Source organism: Citrobacter sp. Cf136 (genome assembly GCF_030333815.1).
Taxonomy (GTDB): domain Bacteria; phylum Pseudomonadota; class Gammaproteobacteria; order Enterobacterales; family Enterobacteriaceae; genus Citrobacter; species Citrobacter freundii.
The window spans coordinates 1,233,162-1,248,681 of record NZ_JAOWFE010000032.1; the positions used below are offsets into that span (position 1 = coordinate 1,233,162).

At 46.4% G+C, this 15,520-nt stretch carries 23 protein-coding genes; 13 read left to right on the forward strand and 10 right to left on the reverse strand.

The features are described 5' to 3' along the window. Positions 1 to 34: 34 nt before the first annotated feature. Complete coding sequence (locus OGV98_RS10320) at positions 35 to 373, reverse strand: hypothetical protein (protein WP_234400775.1); 339 nt, start codon at positions 371 to 373, stop codon at positions 35 to 37. 315 nt (positions 374 to 688) lie between these two features. Between OGV98_RS10320 and OGV98_RS10325 the strand changes: the two genes are divergently transcribed. Then, complete coding sequence (locus tag OGV98_RS10325) at positions 689 to 1,438, forward strand: YaaW family protein (RefSeq protein ID WP_286551396.1); 750 nt, start codon at positions 689 to 691, stop codon at positions 1,436 to 1,438. A gap of 392 nt (positions 1,439 to 1,830) precedes the next feature. On the opposite strand, the gene OGV98_RS10330 is transcribed toward OGV98_RS10325, so the two are convergent. The 9 genes from OGV98_RS10330 to OGV98_RS10370 form a co-directional block, all read right to left on the reverse strand. Beyond that, positions 1,831 to 3,114 (reverse strand): hypothetical protein, encoded by a 1,284-nt coding sequence (locus tag OGV98_RS10330; protein ID WP_286551397.1) that lies wholly within the window; start codon positions 3,112 to 3,114, stop codon positions 1,831 to 1,833. A 297-nt stretch (positions 3,115 to 3,411) separates the two neighbouring features. Next, the gene (locus OGV98_RS10335; RefSeq protein ID WP_286551399.1) at positions 3,412 to 4,419 is read right to left on the reverse strand and encodes a DUF968 domain-containing protein; all 1,008 of its coding nucleotides are present in this window, start codon (positions 4,417 to 4,419) and stop codon (positions 3,412 to 3,414) included. Beyond that, positions 4,403 to 4,981 (reverse strand): MT-A70 family methyltransferase, encoded by a 579-nt coding sequence (locus OGV98_RS10340; protein WP_286551401.1) that lies wholly within the window; start codon positions 4,979 to 4,981, stop codon positions 4,403 to 4,405. Before OGV98_RS10340 ends, OGV98_RS10335 begins: the two co-directional genes overlap by 17 nt. A gap of 180 nt (positions 4,982 to 5,161) precedes the next feature. After that, positions 5,162 to 5,803 (reverse strand): replication protein P, encoded by a 642-nt coding sequence (locus OGV98_RS10345; RefSeq protein ID WP_353622699.1) that lies wholly within the window; start codon positions 5,801 to 5,803, stop codon positions 5,162 to 5,164. 50 nt (positions 5,804 to 5,853) lie between these two features. Next, on the reverse strand, positions 5,854 to 6,825 hold the full coding sequence (locus OGV98_RS10350; protein ID WP_286551404.1) for a phage replication protein O: 972 nt from the start codon (positions 6,823 to 6,825) through the stop codon (positions 5,854 to 5,856). Positions 6,826 to 6,929: 104 nt separating this feature from the next. Further along, on the reverse strand, positions 6,930 to 7,085 hold the full coding sequence (locus tag OGV98_RS10355) for a hypothetical protein (protein ID WP_155269015.1): 156 nt from the start codon (positions 7,083 to 7,085) through the stop codon (positions 6,930 to 6,932). Beyond that, positions 7,078 to 7,233: a hypothetical protein gene (locus tag OGV98_RS10360; RefSeq protein ID WP_286551406.1), complete on the reverse strand. Its 156-nt coding sequence runs from the start codon at positions 7,231 to 7,233 to the stop codon at positions 7,078 to 7,080. Before OGV98_RS10360 ends, OGV98_RS10355 begins: the two co-directional genes overlap by 8 nt. Positions 7,234 to 7,315: 82 nt before the next feature. Beyond that, positions 7,316 to 7,618: a hypothetical protein gene (locus tag OGV98_RS10365; RefSeq protein WP_286551408.1), complete on the reverse strand. Its 303-nt coding sequence runs from the start codon at positions 7,616 to 7,618 to the stop codon at positions 7,316 to 7,318. Positions 7,619 to 7,732: 114 nt separating this feature from the next. After that, entirely contained in the window at positions 7,733 to 8,191 is a 459-nt protein-coding gene (locus OGV98_RS10370) for a hypothetical protein (RefSeq protein ID WP_286551411.1), read from the reverse strand. Positions 8,192 to 8,323: 132 nt separating this feature from the next. On the opposite strand from OGV98_RS10370, the gene OGV98_RS10375 reads away from it, so the two are divergent. The 12 genes from OGV98_RS10375 (at position 8,324) to OGV98_RS10425 (ending at position 15,376) form a co-directional block, all read left to right on the forward strand. After that, positions 8,324 to 8,641: a DUF4406 domain-containing protein gene (locus tag OGV98_RS10375; RefSeq protein WP_286551415.1), complete on the forward strand. Its 318-nt coding sequence runs from the start codon at positions 8,324 to 8,326 to the stop codon at positions 8,639 to 8,641. After that, entirely contained in the window at positions 8,638 to 8,934 is a 297-nt protein-coding gene (locus tag OGV98_RS10380) for a hypothetical protein (protein WP_286551417.1), read from the forward strand. Before OGV98_RS10375 ends, OGV98_RS10380 begins: the two co-directional genes overlap by 4 nt. Before the next feature lie 59 nt (positions 8,935 to 8,993). Next, entirely contained in the window at positions 8,994 to 9,206 is a 213-nt protein-coding gene (locus OGV98_RS10385; RefSeq protein ID WP_171862900.1) for a hypothetical protein, read from the forward strand. A gap of 443 nt (positions 9,207 to 9,649) precedes the next feature. Next, on the forward strand, positions 9,650 to 9,877 hold the full coding sequence (locus OGV98_RS10390) for a hypothetical protein (protein ID WP_043016517.1): 228 nt from the start codon (positions 9,650 to 9,652) through the stop codon (positions 9,875 to 9,877). Positions 9,878 to 9,883: 6 nt separating this feature from the next. Next, entirely contained in the window at positions 9,884 to 10,486 is a 603-nt protein-coding gene (locus OGV98_RS10395) for a 3'-5' exonuclease (protein WP_202580499.1), read from the forward strand. Next, positions 10,486 to 10,875 carry a hypothetical protein gene (locus tag OGV98_RS10400; RefSeq protein ID WP_237665894.1) on the forward strand — a complete coding sequence of 130 codons (390 nt, stop codon included), beginning with the start codon at positions 10,486 to 10,488 and terminating at the stop codon, positions 10,873 to 10,875. Before OGV98_RS10395 ends, OGV98_RS10400 begins: the two co-directional genes overlap by 1 nt. After that, entirely contained in the window at positions 10,796 to 10,960 is a 165-nt protein-coding gene (locus tag OGV98_RS23540; protein WP_353622700.1) for an ANR family transcriptional regulator, read from the forward strand. Before OGV98_RS10400 ends, OGV98_RS23540 begins: the two co-directional genes overlap by 80 nt. Continuing rightward, positions 10,957 to 12,117: a hypothetical protein gene (locus OGV98_RS10405; protein ID WP_202580501.1), complete on the forward strand. Its 1,161-nt coding sequence runs from the start codon at positions 10,957 to 10,959 to the stop codon at positions 12,115 to 12,117. The genes OGV98_RS23540 and OGV98_RS10405 overlap by 4 nt, the downstream gene beginning before the upstream one ends. An 8-nt stretch (positions 12,118 to 12,125) precedes the next feature. Then, the gene (locus OGV98_RS10410; protein WP_202580502.1) at positions 12,126 to 12,920 is read left to right on the forward strand and encodes a hypothetical protein; all 795 of its coding nucleotides are present in this window, start codon (positions 12,126 to 12,128) and stop codon (positions 12,918 to 12,920) included. 416 nt (positions 12,921 to 13,336) lie between these two features. Further along, complete coding sequence (locus OGV98_RS10415) at positions 13,337 to 13,582, forward strand: hypothetical protein (RefSeq protein WP_202580503.1); 246 nt, start codon at positions 13,337 to 13,339, stop codon at positions 13,580 to 13,582. 307 nt (positions 13,583 to 13,889) lie between these two features. Continuing rightward, positions 13,890 to 14,105 (forward strand): excisionase family protein, encoded by a 216-nt coding sequence (gene xisR / locus OGV98_RS10420; RefSeq protein WP_043016519.1) that lies wholly within the window; start codon positions 13,890 to 13,892, stop codon positions 14,103 to 14,105. Then, on the forward strand, positions 14,105 to 15,376 hold the full coding sequence (locus OGV98_RS10425) for a site-specific integrase (RefSeq protein ID WP_202580504.1): 1,272 nt from the start codon (positions 14,105 to 14,107) through the stop codon (positions 15,374 to 15,376). Before xisR ends, OGV98_RS10425 begins: the two co-directional genes overlap by 1 nt. Positions 15,377 to 15,520: the final 144 nt, after the last annotated feature.

The following is a 15,520-nucleotide window of genomic DNA, read 5'->3' on the forward strand; positions in this document are numbered from 1 at the left end:
TAGTGTTGCAAAAAGTGAAATGCAGTACAGGCTGTCAATTCATATTCAACCAGAATGACTCCTGACAAACATTATGAAAATTTTTCTTCATTGGCCTGATTTCCTGCCCAGCTGCATCTATCACCTCCCAACAAATCCAACATTCAGGGCAAACATCATTGGGATGTTGTATTGCTTCAAGCTCATTAGTGCATCGGATTACCACACCGCTATCATGAAGCCATTCCATGGCGATAGTTTCAACTTCAGCCAAATCATCCTGCACCCACTGTTCTTGAATGCAAATTACTTCCTTTCCGTTTTTAATAGCATTCACATAATACGCCAAATCAATCATATCTTTTTCATCGTATGCAATATTTGTGGTAACCAATATATCTTCTTATTGTCACTTTCTCAGCATTCTAACCGTAACAAAATCTTGTCTCCAGACACTGTATGCCTAATGTCAAGTTCACCGCGTACAGGAATGCCAGATAAGCTTCCTGTAAATTACAACTCAAGTTTGAGTAAATTTTGCCGATAAGTTCATTTTCTAACTGAATATCCAGCATAAAAGCATTATCAGTTCTGCGAAAAGGTTAACGCAGACCTGGAGGATTGATTTAGTGTCAAGCCCATAAGCATCAAATTTTTCACAGCTATTTGTTAGATAACTTTCGGAAAAGAATACATAAAGGAGCAATAAATGGCATACCGCTATGATGAAGATTTACACTTTTTAAAAGATTGTTCGGATGAGCAATTGGAAGACCTGGTGTATATCCTTACTCATGATAAGGATGGGGAAACCAGATGGACAGAGGAGCTTACCTCAAACGAAAGGTATAAATCATTCCATCCCAAACATAGCAAATATTGGGAAGAAATCGCGGCAGAATTGCAATGTTTTGGAGCTAATACATTTGCAACGATGTTTCGAGGCGGGAAAGGTGTTCTATACAAAGAAGTTCTATGCGATGTCTGTGATAAGATCAAAGTAAATTATAATAAAAACGCGCAAACAGAAGTCATTGAAAACAACTTACTAATGAAGATTATAACTGATGCACTAGAGAGTATGTCACCAGATCAAATAAGAGAACTAGGCTCAGAACTTGGAATAAAAAACACTTCTGGACTGACACCTCAAACCTTAACTGCTGGTTTTCAGGCAATATTTAAAGCCGGAGGCTTCAAATCTTATCAACTTACGGCAATTATCGTAAACCTAGTTATGAAAGCAATATTTGGAAGAGGACTTAGCTTTGTAGCCGCTGGATCACTGATGAGGACGATGTCCGTACTTACAGGACCTGTAGGTTGGGCAATCACTGGTCTTTGGACAGCTGTAGACCTTGGTAGCACAGCATATAGAGTAACAATACCAGCAGTTATTCAAGTTGCATACTTAAGAAACCAAAAAGCGGCCAATATTGCCTCCGAGATAACCTTTTAAAATTATTCTCTCTTCGTATATCACGAAGAGAGAATTCAAGTACTCGCTCAAGCTGACTACCGTGTTTCTGTTCCCAAACAGCGGCATTGCAGTTCAGTACGACAAGCACGACACAGAAGCATTAATGCAGTAGCAGGCTTTGCAATGCCCGCTACTGGCAGGAACCAGTCGCTCAGGAGACAGACATAGCCGTAAAGAGAGAGAGGTGCGGCCGTGGTTCCATTTTTTACAGATAAACAACCTATAATGGTAAAGCTATTTAATCAATGACTGGTGCTTGAACTAATCTTATTTATTGGCTATCACATCAAAAAAAACATTCCATTCTCACAAAAACATAATGAAATCCACATACAAACTCACATACTAACGGGATTTTCCTAGGAATAATATTATTCTTTTACTTTTTCAAGCCTAGCCTTGATCTTTCTCATATCAGCATCGCTCCGTCTTCTGCTGCCTATTTGTCCATTTTCATCAAAAGATTTAATTAATTTCTCGAGCTGGTTAACTGACAGTTTTTCAAATATTTCGCTATTAAAAATAAGATCGAATCTGTTATCTGCATCGTCGAATCCCATGGACTTAGAAGCATACAGAATTGCAATATCATAGACATCTTTTTCACATTGATAATCATGGTAGATATCAATTATGAATTTGATCTGCAAAAGAGTAATTCTTTTTATTTCATATTCTTCAATACATTTTTGAATGTGTTTTAAATATTCTTCAGCGTTATTAAACAAAAACATTGTTGCGATTTTATATACGTACTGACTATCATCTTCATCATCTCTGTCAAGATATTCTCTTATGCGCGCCTGCAATTCAGGTGATAATTTTTTGTAAAAATCAGGATGTTTGCATAAAAATGAAAATAAGTAAGTTAACGCATTTGATTTGAATGATATATTTTCAAAATAATCTAAGTCATCTTTAATTTTTTCTAATAATTCCGGTCTTTTTTTTACTTCAGAATATAAATGCATACAGGCATTATGGAGAATTCTTCTGTGTTTTGACGACTCTTCATCATCTAATCTAAAGCTAAACTTCCAAAACTCTTTAAATATTTGGTAGATTGCCCCCGCAGTTACTCTTTGACAGTATTTATATATTAGTGGTTTTATATTTTTCACAGTGGCATAATACTCACTGTTCTCTACAAGAGTGTCTCTTATTATCGGAAACAGGTCTTTCCCATAATAATTCTTGCGTAATAAAAAATCATCAAGTGCATTTATAATCATACTTTTCACTAAGTCTTTATTTGGTGTGTAAAGTACATCATCCTCAGAAAGAATAGGGTGAGCACATAGATGCCTTTTCTGCTGTATATCTCTAATATTAGTTATTTCACCAATACCAATGAATTTCTTTTGCTCATAAAACCCTTCGAATAGCTTTAATTCCCAATCGGACTTAGTACTATTTTGACGCTGAGAGTTTTCAATTGAGGTAATTTGCTGTGCGGCCCAACGATCATTAGTCAGATCAACTAAGCGACGGGTTTTGTATACAGCATCACAAACCAACACAGACCATAAAGAAACTACAGCTGCTCGATAATTACCATTTAAATAACTGCTGTATACTTCTTTAAAATAATGTTTTGTAGAGCTTGACTCTATAAGCTCTATTTTATCCTCGATCCCTATATTGCTTTCAAACATAAAATATTTATTCCTTTAAGATGTACGACTAAACGTGTATGTATCGTATTAAAAAAAACAATCACTTCATAGATTTCAGTAATCATTTTTCCAAAAATGTGTTCAATACGCCTCTTTGAGGCATTGGATTTAATATTTATGAGGGAAACAACTACTGGATATAGCTGCTTTACCTTTCGGTTAACTAGTAGTATGTCCGTAAGGTCCGCTCTTGGCACAAAGCTGTCTCTCTTCTAACTTACTCAGACCATGGACATATCGTACCGAATCATAATGCAGCAATATCATTCGGTTTACCTATGAGCATCCTGTCACAATCACACCCAACCCCAGTGCACGGTGCTGTAACCTAAAAATATGCTCCAGCTGGCTACCGTGTTGACTCTCCCATATAGCTACGTTGTTGTGCAGTTCCCGGTGGCAAATACGGCACATGGGCATAACGTGGAAATCCCCTGCTTTCATGCCGGTACCGCCGAACCCGTGACCAATAAGATGGTGCGGATCGTCTCCCGGTGCACCGCAACCGCAGCACGCCTGTATTTTGACCCAGTCAGTGTACACCTGACATTCCCAACGAGGAATTTTCGGACGGCGCATGTACTGCGCTGGCGCGTCAGCATCGATCACGACAACCAGAGCCGGCGTATCCTCGACAGCAGTTGTAATTATTGCTAGTGGATCTGGCGGGTTTATTACCAGTTCGCTCTCGCGGTAGATAGGTTTAATTGGCTCAGCTGAAGGCATGCACAGCAACTTACGAATAACCGTGTCAGGGAGGAGACTAGCAACACGTTTCACCAACGCCCAGCACCCCAGGTCACTGATAGTAACGATGTGATGATCGGGGTACCGAAAATGCGAGCGAACTGATTCAAGAATGTAATGCGTCGCATTTTGACGGGCAATATCAGCAACCAGCGCTGGAGGCTGGTCCACCAGCACGCGGTCATGATGCCAGCACAGGCAAAGGCCTGATTGCTCGTACTTGGCCGTGGTAAGTTCAGGGTGATGGTATTCATCTGCCCCATTATTCCACTGGCAGACGTTAAACTTTCTGACCCAACTCTGGACTGAGCCACCTGCGGCGCGCAGCACTTCAGGCTCCATCCAGAATGATGAAAATGCGGGATCCAACAGTAAGGGCTGTTCTTGTGGCAGTAAACCGGGCTTACGCCCGGCTTCCATCTCACCAGCCGGAGCAATAATCACTGGCCCGTAAAACAAGCTCATTAGCGAACGACCCGGTCGCAGAATCACCTGATCCAGTTCGCGAATAATGATTGGGTTAAGCAGTGCACGCATCGGCTTTCCATCCACCACATATCAACTGGACACTACTGTCACATTCATTTCCCCAGCAATCCCAACCAGGTATGTCGCCGCGCGCGAATAATTCAATCCGGGGAATATCGCCAACCAGACGCTGTAACATTTCGCGAAATACTACAGGCTTGGCACTGTGTTCTCCACGCGGAGCTGTAATGTGCTGACAGATCGAAGCATCCAGTCGAACAGGCAGACGCCCACGCACGGCAAACAAGCAATCTTCGGAATTAGCGCGAGTAAGATGCCCCATTCCGATAGCGCTGTTACCCTTAATCCGGTTAGTTTTGTGCCATGTGAAACCTTTCATCGTGACCAGACGAAAACCCCAGGCTTTCATGACAGCCAGCGCCTCTTCGGGCTGAGTCGGTACCCACCACATAGCGAGCAGGCAAGACTCAGGGTTCGTCAGATCCCATACAGGTAAACGGCAAATGTCATCAAACCGCATTACCGGATATTTGAACCCAGCACCTCGCTTACCATCTGCAGCACTGTCACGGTATGACCATGGAGGATCAGCATAGATAATCTGATACATCAGCAGATCCCCCCTGCACCACCAGGTGTGAATGACATAGCGCTTAACTTTTCCTGCAGCGAGTCAGTATCAAATTTAACGTCACGGCTTAAGCGGTATAACCGCAGGTTCTTCAGATTAAACATTGCTAACCTCATGTTTTGTTTGTTTAAGTGTGCTGGTCAGACGCGGTTTCTCGTGTTACTTCGTTCGTCTGGTCAGGCCGAACTCATTGCGAATATCTGTAATGCGTTTTAACCCCTCTTCACGCGACAATGCCGGACGCGTTTTTTCAGTGAGTACCAGAATCGGCTCGGGGATCGGTTCTCCACGGCGAATTTTCTCGGCCATGGTGGTCAGTTCCCGGCGTGCTGCTTCCAGCAATTCTTTGTCCGTCCAGTTGCTGGCACGCATACCGCCATACAGCGCAGTAACCATCCAGTAATGCGTCGGGTGCTTCCAGTCATACGCCTCCGGAGAGGACAAATACCCACGCTGGCGACAGTAGTCCCGGACAATCTCGACCAGTTCTTCGTCAGAAGGCAGACCGGCAACCCGCAGGCTCCCTTCCCTGCACCAGGCAACGAACTGACCCGGCGACGGAATCCACGGCGTTTCCTGCTGGCGGGCAATCTGCATTCCGGCGTTCACCTGTGCCATGGTAGTGATCCCGTTCTCGGCAAATGCCAGCATCCAGGTTCGGCGAAATTCGTCGAGGTCATCCTGGGTTTTGATGTGCGTGCTGAGTGCCGGGAAAGTGGCGCGCAACTGACGAAACAGATCGTTGAATACCAGAGCGGCCTGCTCTTCACGCTGGGTGTGCTGAGGCGCGCCACTGGCCAGTTGGCTGAGCGCCCTGCCGTCATGGTTCTATATTGCCTGCATCAGGTCTTTCATCCCAGCACTCCTTCAGCCCAGTCAGTGTTATCCCAGTCGAGGCCGCCGGAACCGGCGCCAGCTGATCGGCATCCCATCTGTGCGACAAGGTTGTCCCATTTGCGGCGTAGTCCGGACGGGCTGAGGATGTTGGTGCTCCAGAAATGATGTTTGTTGGCCCAGCGGAACACCTCGCAGACCTGTTTGTGCGTGACGTTTCTGGCATTGCGCAGCAGGCGAATGTCGTTTGCCCACTCAATCCAGTTTGGTTCGCCGAGGGATGCGTTGATGTTGAGCGCGCGCTTAAACACATACGACGCAGCGACAACATCGTCCTGGTTGCCCCATGAGCGACCACCGGCGGTATAGACCCCGTCGACCGCATCCGGATGGCGTTCAAGAAATCGCTTCGTCTGCTCAGAAATTGTGCGCGGACGATAATTTAAGATCTGTATGTTTAGATCTGTGTATTGATCTGTATAGAGAATAGGAACGGCGACTTCGCCAGATCCAGGGAGCGGCGCTTCCGCCGTTCCGGACTGGCGGTTATGCGGTTCCGGTTCGGCGACTTCGCCATTCCCGTCTGGCGAATCAGGCACTTTTTTCTCCTTCGGACATAGTGTTGCCGGGAACAGTTTTTCGATAAGAGCGTCACCATCAAGGTGGTAATGTTTGACCTTATCGCCGTTGGCCGTGCGCTTGTTCGCCGTACTGAGAATACCGGCCAGGTAGGCCTTTGATAACTTATCGACGACACGACGAACCTGATCTGAGCTGAGTTCGACCTCCTCTCCCAGTTCTTCATGGGTCTTATAAAACCAGCCGTCGTCACGGGTTGAATGCCCGGACCAGAAGATGATCTGGTTCAGAATTGCCGCAAGCTGATACGCCTGCTGGTCTCCGGCAAAGAAGCGCAGAAACTGCCTGGGTACAACCAGATTGTTTTTCTGCCCAGTCAGTGACTGAACAATATCGAATATTCGGCTCATAGTTCGCCCTACTGTCCCTTCTCGCAGACAGGGACAGAGTTACCATTCAATTGCTAACCGAGTGCTGTTGGTCGCAGCACGGTGCCGGTGAAAGCCCGGCACGCTTAGTGTTTTTTATCGCTACCGTTGTTCCGGATAAGCGAATAGTTTGCAGTCAGGCGATCAAGCAGCGCCTGAACAGCTGGTTCTCCACCAGCTGCGCGGGCCTGCCGGATAAGCACCTGACGAGCAATTTCAAGAGAACGGGCATTGTTATTCATCTTCTCCACCAGCAAGCCATGTGTGATCGATTGGAAGTGCCTCGGCTTTAAGCGCGCGACGGATTTCTTCGGCAAGTTCCGGATCGCAACTGGTCATCTGATAAACCAGATTTTCCAGCGCCAGGTTCATTGCAAGTAAGGGGATCACGGCCTTCCCACGTTAACGGAGAAACTGCGCCGGATTGCGAAATGCGGGTAATAAAAGTAGCAGCTATAATATCTAAATAATGTTATTTAGATTTAAGATAATTGACTCCCTCATAGCCATTTTTGTATAGATTTTTAGCCTCTTCCACAGTAAGATCCAATAATAAACTTAGAGTTAAATAATTAACAGGTACGCTCGGCTTAATTATATCTTCATAGTCATCATTTTCATTTTTATAAGTAAGGATACGAGTATATTTTTTTATTCTTGCATTATCAATAGACTTGTTAGCTGCCAAGTGTAAATTATGCACACAAGAATCTACCTCCTGTAATAACCCATCAACTTTGCTGATAAGTGCTTCAGTAGCATCAATTAGTGGCACAACTATTTTCGAATGTTTTTTTTATAAAATCATCAACACCTAATGGAACCTGTTCCTCTTCGTTCTGCCGGACAATCTGAATGAATGATTCTATCAAATTGTCTCTACGCTGTATTAGTTCGTTAAGTTGAGAATAATTACCAAGCATTTTATTAAAACGAGGGAGATTATTCCACCCCTCATCAACTGGATGAGCTTTTTATATTCATTTGCATAAGCCAGGAAAACAATAGAACTAACATCCGGAGGTGTAAAAAGATGAATTTTTATTTTAGGGATTTTAACCATCCTACTCCAAGGATCATTATCAAGTCCGTTTCTATATATGCTTTTTATTCCAATGAGACTTTGAAGAACCCCATCCATACCAACAATAAATGAATTATAACGATTTACCTTTTCAAGCTCCGCCTTTAATTTCTCTTGTTTCTCAAACGACCTTTGAGATATATAATAACCAAGTAGTACAGATACTACAGTAGATAGTAACGGAAATACATAATCCTTAAATACGCTAGACTCTTGCTTTAAATCCAAGATAGCTCTCGCGATCATCAATGCGTTGTTAGACATAACACCTCCATTTGAAGCCCATTATTCAAACACAATTTGAATCTGATAACCAGTTGAGGCATGCACATCCTCTTCCGATGAACCAAGGGTGGTTTGTTGGGTGTGCATGCCTGAATTTCACGAGGTTAGCATATGAAGGTGTATATAGCGGGGCCAATGACCAACCGGCCCCTCTTCAATCGCCCGGCATTCTTTGCCGCGGCTGACAGGCTGAAAGAAGCTGGTGATATTCCTCTCAATCCTGCCGTTCTTCCCGATGGTCTGTCTCAGGCCGATTACATGTCGATTTGTATGTCCATGCTTCAGCGTGCTGATGCTATCTACATGCTTAATGGCTGGAAAAGCAGCGACGGTGCAGTTGCGGAATATCACCTTGCTTTCAAATTAGGCCTGAAAATCATGACGCAGCACAGCGTCACTACTCACAACAAAGAGGTTAGCACCCTATGAATGGACAAAACGGGACAACAGGCATGGCAGTATGTGCCGAACCCAAGCGTTCTGTAATCGATGTAAAGGTCAATCAGGTGTGGGATCAGCTTGATAGTCTTCACGGACGAATCAGCAATTTGCATGACCGCTTGATCCCGGTAGTTACCCCCTGCCCGGAAGTTAAAGGAAGTGGTGCAAGTGAAGTAAATGAACCCCTTTCTCCACTGGCCGATGTTATTCACCGGTTCGGGGCATCTGTCGCTACTGCCAATGCGCAGCTGGACGAGATTATTCGCCAACTGGAACTCTAACCTGTACATCTCTCGTAAAAGTCCGGTATCTGAATATGCCGGACTTTTGAGGAATCAACATGTCGAAATCCAATCCTGAAAACGAATCACCATCTCCTGAAACGTTGTCGCAAATAAATGAACTGGTATACGAATGGCCAACGCAGGTATTTCAGACGTTGAATAAAGTGATCAATAAAAACGGATACATGGTCTCAATTCGTGAAATCCCGGACGCAATGCTCACCGAAGAGCAGCGTATCCGTAAACAAGAAAATTTCCATCCACTGTAACGTTGAGTTTGATAACCAGCATCTGCCCCTTCGGTGCATTTCTGGATAACTCAGCGTATTCCAGCCTTTGTTCCATATGCCTGTCCCGCAGCGTTCTTTCAGCACCCACGCTTATTTCAAAAATACCGCACTCAGGGCACTGAATGAGTTTGTAGTTTTCATGATCGGTGAAGTTGAAAGACGCACCAGTATCGCAGAGCGGACACTCGCCAGTTTGTTGTTCTTCCATCGAATTACTCTCGCTTGTTGTGGTGACAGCAAGAGTACCACCTCGCCTGAAGTGGAAAAAAGCAGGCACCTCACAAAGAGAAAAGCCCCGGCGACCAAACCGGGGCTATCCCAATCAGCAGCGACCAAACCGCTGATTACACGAGATACCAGACAAGGTTAGCAGTTTGAATGGTATTGCCCCTAACGGAGAGTAAGGAGCAGGAGAAATATACATGAAATCTCAGGTGTTAACAAAATCCATGGCGGCCCGTAACGCCCGTCAAACCATCTTTATCAATGATCCTTTCCGGCCTCACCCACGCTGCCAGGCGCGTTTTAACAAGCATCCCGAGCCTGTCACTGTGATGCCGCCAGATAGTCAGTTGCGCTGGCCGGTGCTTTTCGCCGTGGTGCTGTGCGCCTTTGCGCTGGCCTTTCTCAACTTCGCAATGCAGATGTAGGTAATTATGCAAGAACCCGTTCATATCATGATCGATAACGAAACGTTATCCGTTCTGCCCAACGCACATATTGCTCAGGTTGGGTTAGTTCAGTTCGATCCACACACCTTCACCCCGCTCGCTGAGAAAATTATCAGCATCAGTCATGATCGTCAGCCCGGAACGGTAATTGACGCCAGCACCGTGGCCTGGTGGATGGCGCAGGATAAGGAAACACAACAATCCGTGTTCTACGGCGAGGAAGACCGTATTTCCATTCGTTCGGCATGCTGCGAGTTCTACCGCTTCGTGATTGATTCCTGCCGCCGTACCTGGCAGGAAGACGAGACGCCGGGCCTCAGTGATTTACATCAGTCAGTGCACATCTGGGCAAAGCCAGCGCGCTTCGATATCCCCCAGTGGGAAAATGCCTTCCGGCATGCTGGCGTTCAGGTTCCCTGGTTTCGCCGTAATGTGAATGATGTCCAGTCACTGCTTAATGATGCCGAACGCAACGGATTTGTTGCCTCTGCACTTAAACAACTTCCCACCGGCATACATATGCCCCTTAACGACTGTCTCTGGCAAATCCGCCTTCTTAAGGCCATTACGGAGTTTAAATCCCGCTAATGACCGACATTACCATCCCACGTCTGGCGATGGTTAACAGCATTACTGACCACGCCATACGGCGTTACACCGAACGGCGGCAATCCCTTCCCTGTTTCATCATCGACGATCTTCTGCAGGCAAAGCCCCTGACCAAGGCAAGGCTGCGGAAACTGGGATTGCAGCGACGCCGCGGATACCGGTATCTGCGCACAACTGACCGGCTGTTATTCGTTATCGGCTACAGCCGCGTCATTACCTGTTATTTCGAGAATACAAAGGTTAGCACCTATGAAAACACTGGCTCAAAAGATGAAAGTGCAAGGCAAGATGATCACCGAACGCGCCGCCAGCGAAGAGAGACGCGGGAACTACAAAACAGCACAGGTATTCTGGCTGAAATCGACTGAATACCCCTGCTCAGAAGCAAATATGCATTATCGTAACGTTCGCGCTGACATCTGCCAGCGTCGAAGCCAGGAGGTGTCAGAATGACCACTATTTCTGACTCTACGGTAGCAACAGTTTTGGCAACCTCATTGCGCCCTGTTCGCTCCCAGCTCGAGCTGGCCATCGAACAGACTGCCGGCATTTCCCGGGCATCTGTCGAAAGTGCCCTCGCATTGACTGACCAGTTAGAAGTGCTGGTTATCGAGCAATACAACCTACAGGTTGACGAGTTCAACGCTGTCGTTGAGCAATGCGAAGCACTGGATGACCGAAACACCACGCTGGGACTTCAGGCAGCAGGATTCGCTGAGAAGCTGGCTGATATGGAGTTAACAACAAAAGAAGCGCGGGCCGCAGAGGAAATCGCAAAAGCACAGATTGCTGTTCTGCAGGGTGATAAGCGACAACTGAAGACTGAGAATGACCAGCTCAAGTCGATGAACCCGGAACGCCAAAAAACACAGATAGTCAGCCTCAAAGAAACCATCGCCAGTAAAACCACGCTTCTCGACCAGCAAAAACAAGAGATGCGGAAGATCCGCGGCGAACTGGCCACGACGAAAACCAATCTGGCGGTCGCCATCCAGCAGAACGCCGAATTAAGTCTTGAAAACGAAGAGTTGCGGACACGGCTCCAGCGTATTGACGGTGACGTTGAACTTATCTGGTACCCGGCTGCCGACGACAGCGGTCTCCAGTTTTACTTTTACACCTTCGGCTGGCGACTGACGCTGGGATCCACCAACCGGGATCTGCATCTCGACCTGCTTCAGGATATTGACTGGCATATCGAAATTCGGAGCAACTCCGGCATATCCGTTCTGGTATCTGTTACGCAGTGGTGTCGTGCGCGGTATCCGATTCTTGACCAGTTCAAATCAGCCTGGCCCTCTGCTCTGGGGATTGCGTTAAATCGCCGGATCATTGATCTGCTGGGCGATACCCACCCTCACCTGGTTAAGCGTACTGAGTGGGCAATGGCGACCCCTCTTAGCAATCTTCCCCTGCAGGACAAGTGGCTTGATCTGCTAAACGCCTCCGGTCTTTACAGCCTGTGGACTGTAGTAAGCCATACCCCGGAAGAACTCTCCAACCTGGTTAAAGGATTCGGCATTGCCACGGCGCGCCAGGTGCATGCCGCCTGCATGAACGTAGTTAAGGACTGGCAGGCTGAAAACTGGCCTAAACCCAACGCAGCATAAGAGGCATTATGAGCTTACAACACAAGACTGACGCTGAAATCATCGAAACCGCGAAGAAACTGGCTGGATATAGTGAAGCCGGTGCTGTACTGAAGGAACTGGTCAAACGCTGGCAGGTTCAACGCGAACTATCAGAGCAGCAGCACCAGCAGTCACTCACGCTGGCCGCAGAATGCGATCTAATCCGGCAGCATGCGAGGAAACAGTCGGATGCCGTTTCCGAAGTAATTAAGTTGCTGTCAGATAACTCCGCCCCTGTTTCCCCGGTTACCCTGGCTGTCAGCATAGAAAAGCTGGTCCCAACCCTGATGCTGGACAACGCTGTTAACCAACTCAGGGCAACTGAGGTTGTAGATTTGCAGTCAGGCCTCGCCAATAAACTCTCAGAATCAGGCCGCATTCAGCAACTGGATAATCTCGACCTGATGGCGCTATCCCACTGCATTGACTCCGTCATATCACAAAGGCTGGCAGAATTGCTTTACCTGCCTATTGGCCCCGCCCCGGTGGAACGCGATGAAGTCGGCTACTGGACACACCCGGCAGCGGCTCTTCAACCTGACTGGGATGAAAGCACACCACCAGCCGAGATAACCGACTGGTTTATGTCACACGCTCTGGAGCAGAAGATTGTTACTCTGGAAGATCAGAACGATGCCCTGTACGAACGCTGTCTGGAGAATTTTGAGGCCCTGAATGAATGGGAGCCGATTCCGCCGGACGGTGATGGCTGGTTTCTGTTCTCTATCTTTGACAGCGAAGACGGCGTCTATGCCGAATTTGTCCGCCCAATAACCTCGTGAAAGAGGAAAGCGGTCGCGCTGCAGTCTGGGAACACAAAGTTAAAACCGACATACAGTAAACCATCAGGATGGATAGCGACCATTTTCCCCATAGAGAACATATCTTTTTTCTCCCTAAAAACTTTTCGGCATTAGGGGAGCGGACACATAAATAACAGCGTACCCCCTTTTTGATTCGGATATCTACTTGAGCCCAGCTACCAGGAGACCACTAATAAAAGATTAAGAATGGCCTGTTACTGCTTCCCCCAACTACTGATGAAAAACGCTCATACCTATAAGGTGCTCACTCATTACTGAATGCTGGAGCGGACAAGTTTTTGTGACGCACATCAACTAATTATCTTCACAATGTTAATTTACAGAGTTTATGGCCGCGTTTATATGCATGTTATGGATAATTATATGGAGTTATTATGATTTCTTCGGTAAATCGTGTTGGTTTTGGTTGCATTGACAGCTTTAACTACCTTAATGATAAAGCGACACCTCCAGCATCGAAGTCAACATCAGGTCAAATCTGCCCTCAGACGGGTTTATGGAAAAATGAGTCATACAAGGTTGTTACAAGTGTGGATAAGGGGGAAGTGATGCCTCAGTACCAGGGGCGGGATGTTGAGTGGGAATTTGAGCATACAGGTAACAATAAGGATGGCATGTAGCTCGGCGGTGGAATCGCATAAATTATACTGATGTTTAAGTTTTTCAATGATATGACCGCAATTAATAGATAGTAAGATATAACTATCTTATTTTGTGCCTCATTATAAAAAGTTCAAAATCTCTTCTTTGTGCCTGTTCGAGTCCGTGCCCGAGCAGGCTTTTTTTTACATCAATTTTCGCAGCTAACATTTAAACACTACTGTCCCGCCCTACCGCCACCAGCCTGATTAAACTCCGCCGGAGAAGACCATATCCGGCGGGCCGGGCTTTTGCGCGCATTCAGCGGGCAAACACGAGATACAGACCATGCCAGATATCGTCTTCAATGAAGAATGGGTAGTTGAAACCCGGCTGAGCGAAAGAACTGGCCTCTCAAAAGGGCAAATTAAAAACTATCGTTTGGGAGTGTGGATCGAGGGTGTTCACTTTAAACATCTGACCGCGTTGGGAGAGACCAGCAGCAGCAATGGTGTCCTCTGGTACAACTACCCCCGAATTAATAAATTTGTTCAGGAGGCTTAATGGCAGCATTACCGACCGGTGTAGAAATACACAATGGAAAAATAAGGATCTGGTTCGTTTACCGTGGTTCCAGGTGTCGAGAAGTACTGCACGGCTGGGCTGTCACCGCAGCGAACATCCGCAAAGCGGGAAATCTTCGTGCTGGAATTATTGGCGATATACAGATGGGAACTTTTGACTATGCGAGACGATTCCCTGAGTCAAAGACAATCAAAAAGTTTACCACCACACAGCGCATAACAACCTTCAACGAGCTCTGTGACCTTTTCCTAAAAATAAAAAAGCTCGAATTATCTGCGGCATCGCATGACTCACTGACATCCAGGATAAGTACACTACTTCGCATTGTCGGAGGTAGAACGCACATTGCCGAAATTCAACACACAGATCTGTTGAGATACCGTCAGGAATTACTGACTGGTGAAGTTACATACAAAAAAGTGGTCTGGTTCAATAAGGAGGGACGCAAGGCTTCGACTGTAAACAACCTGATGGGCACACTATGCAGTATGCTGAAACTGGCTAACCATAGTAAGTTCATCACTCATGCCCCCTATGAAAATGTTAAAAACCTGAGAGTTTCTCAAAGGGATCCCGATCCGCTGCTACTTCATGAATATCAGGCTTTCATCAATGCTCTGCCCCGCCGGTTTGCACTCACCTGGATTGTTGCGATTCACACCGGTATGCGTCACGGTGAGCTCTGTGCGCTCGCCTGGGAAGATATCGATCTCAAAAAGGGGGAAATCCATGTATGCAGGAACCTTACGGCAAAAGGGCTATTTGTTCCTCCTAAAACTAATGCGGGGATCAGAACAATCACACTTTTACAGCCTGCACTCGAAGCACTGAATGAAATCCATCAACTGACCGCAAACCAACCGAAAACAGATATCGTTCTCCATCATCGCGAGTATGGACGGACAGAACAGCTTTCTGTCCGGTTTGTCTTCATTCCAGGACAGCAGTCGAGGGAAAAGAAACAGTACTTTTCTAAAAGGTCTTTTCCCTACAGCTGGGAAAGTGGCATGAAACGGGCAGGCGTTAGAGTGAGGGACCCTTATCAATCTCGCCATACATACGCATGCTGGCTACTGTCATCAGGAGCTAACCCATCGTTCATTGCCAGTCAGATGGGGCATGAGAATGCAAAGATGGTTTATGAGGTTTATTCGAAGTGGATAAGCGAAATGAATCAGGATCAGGTAAGCATGCTGAACAGCAGGATGCCGACTAAAATGCCCCCATTATGCCCCCAGCGCACAGCCTGAATAAAAAACACGCTGCAAAATCAACAAAATATAATCAACTTGCTTAATTACTCTGCAATCGCGTGAGATCAGGAAGAAAAATGCCATTTCCCTCTTGCCTCATTCGGTCTGTGCCGCTAATATTCGTCCCCGTTGTCACCTACA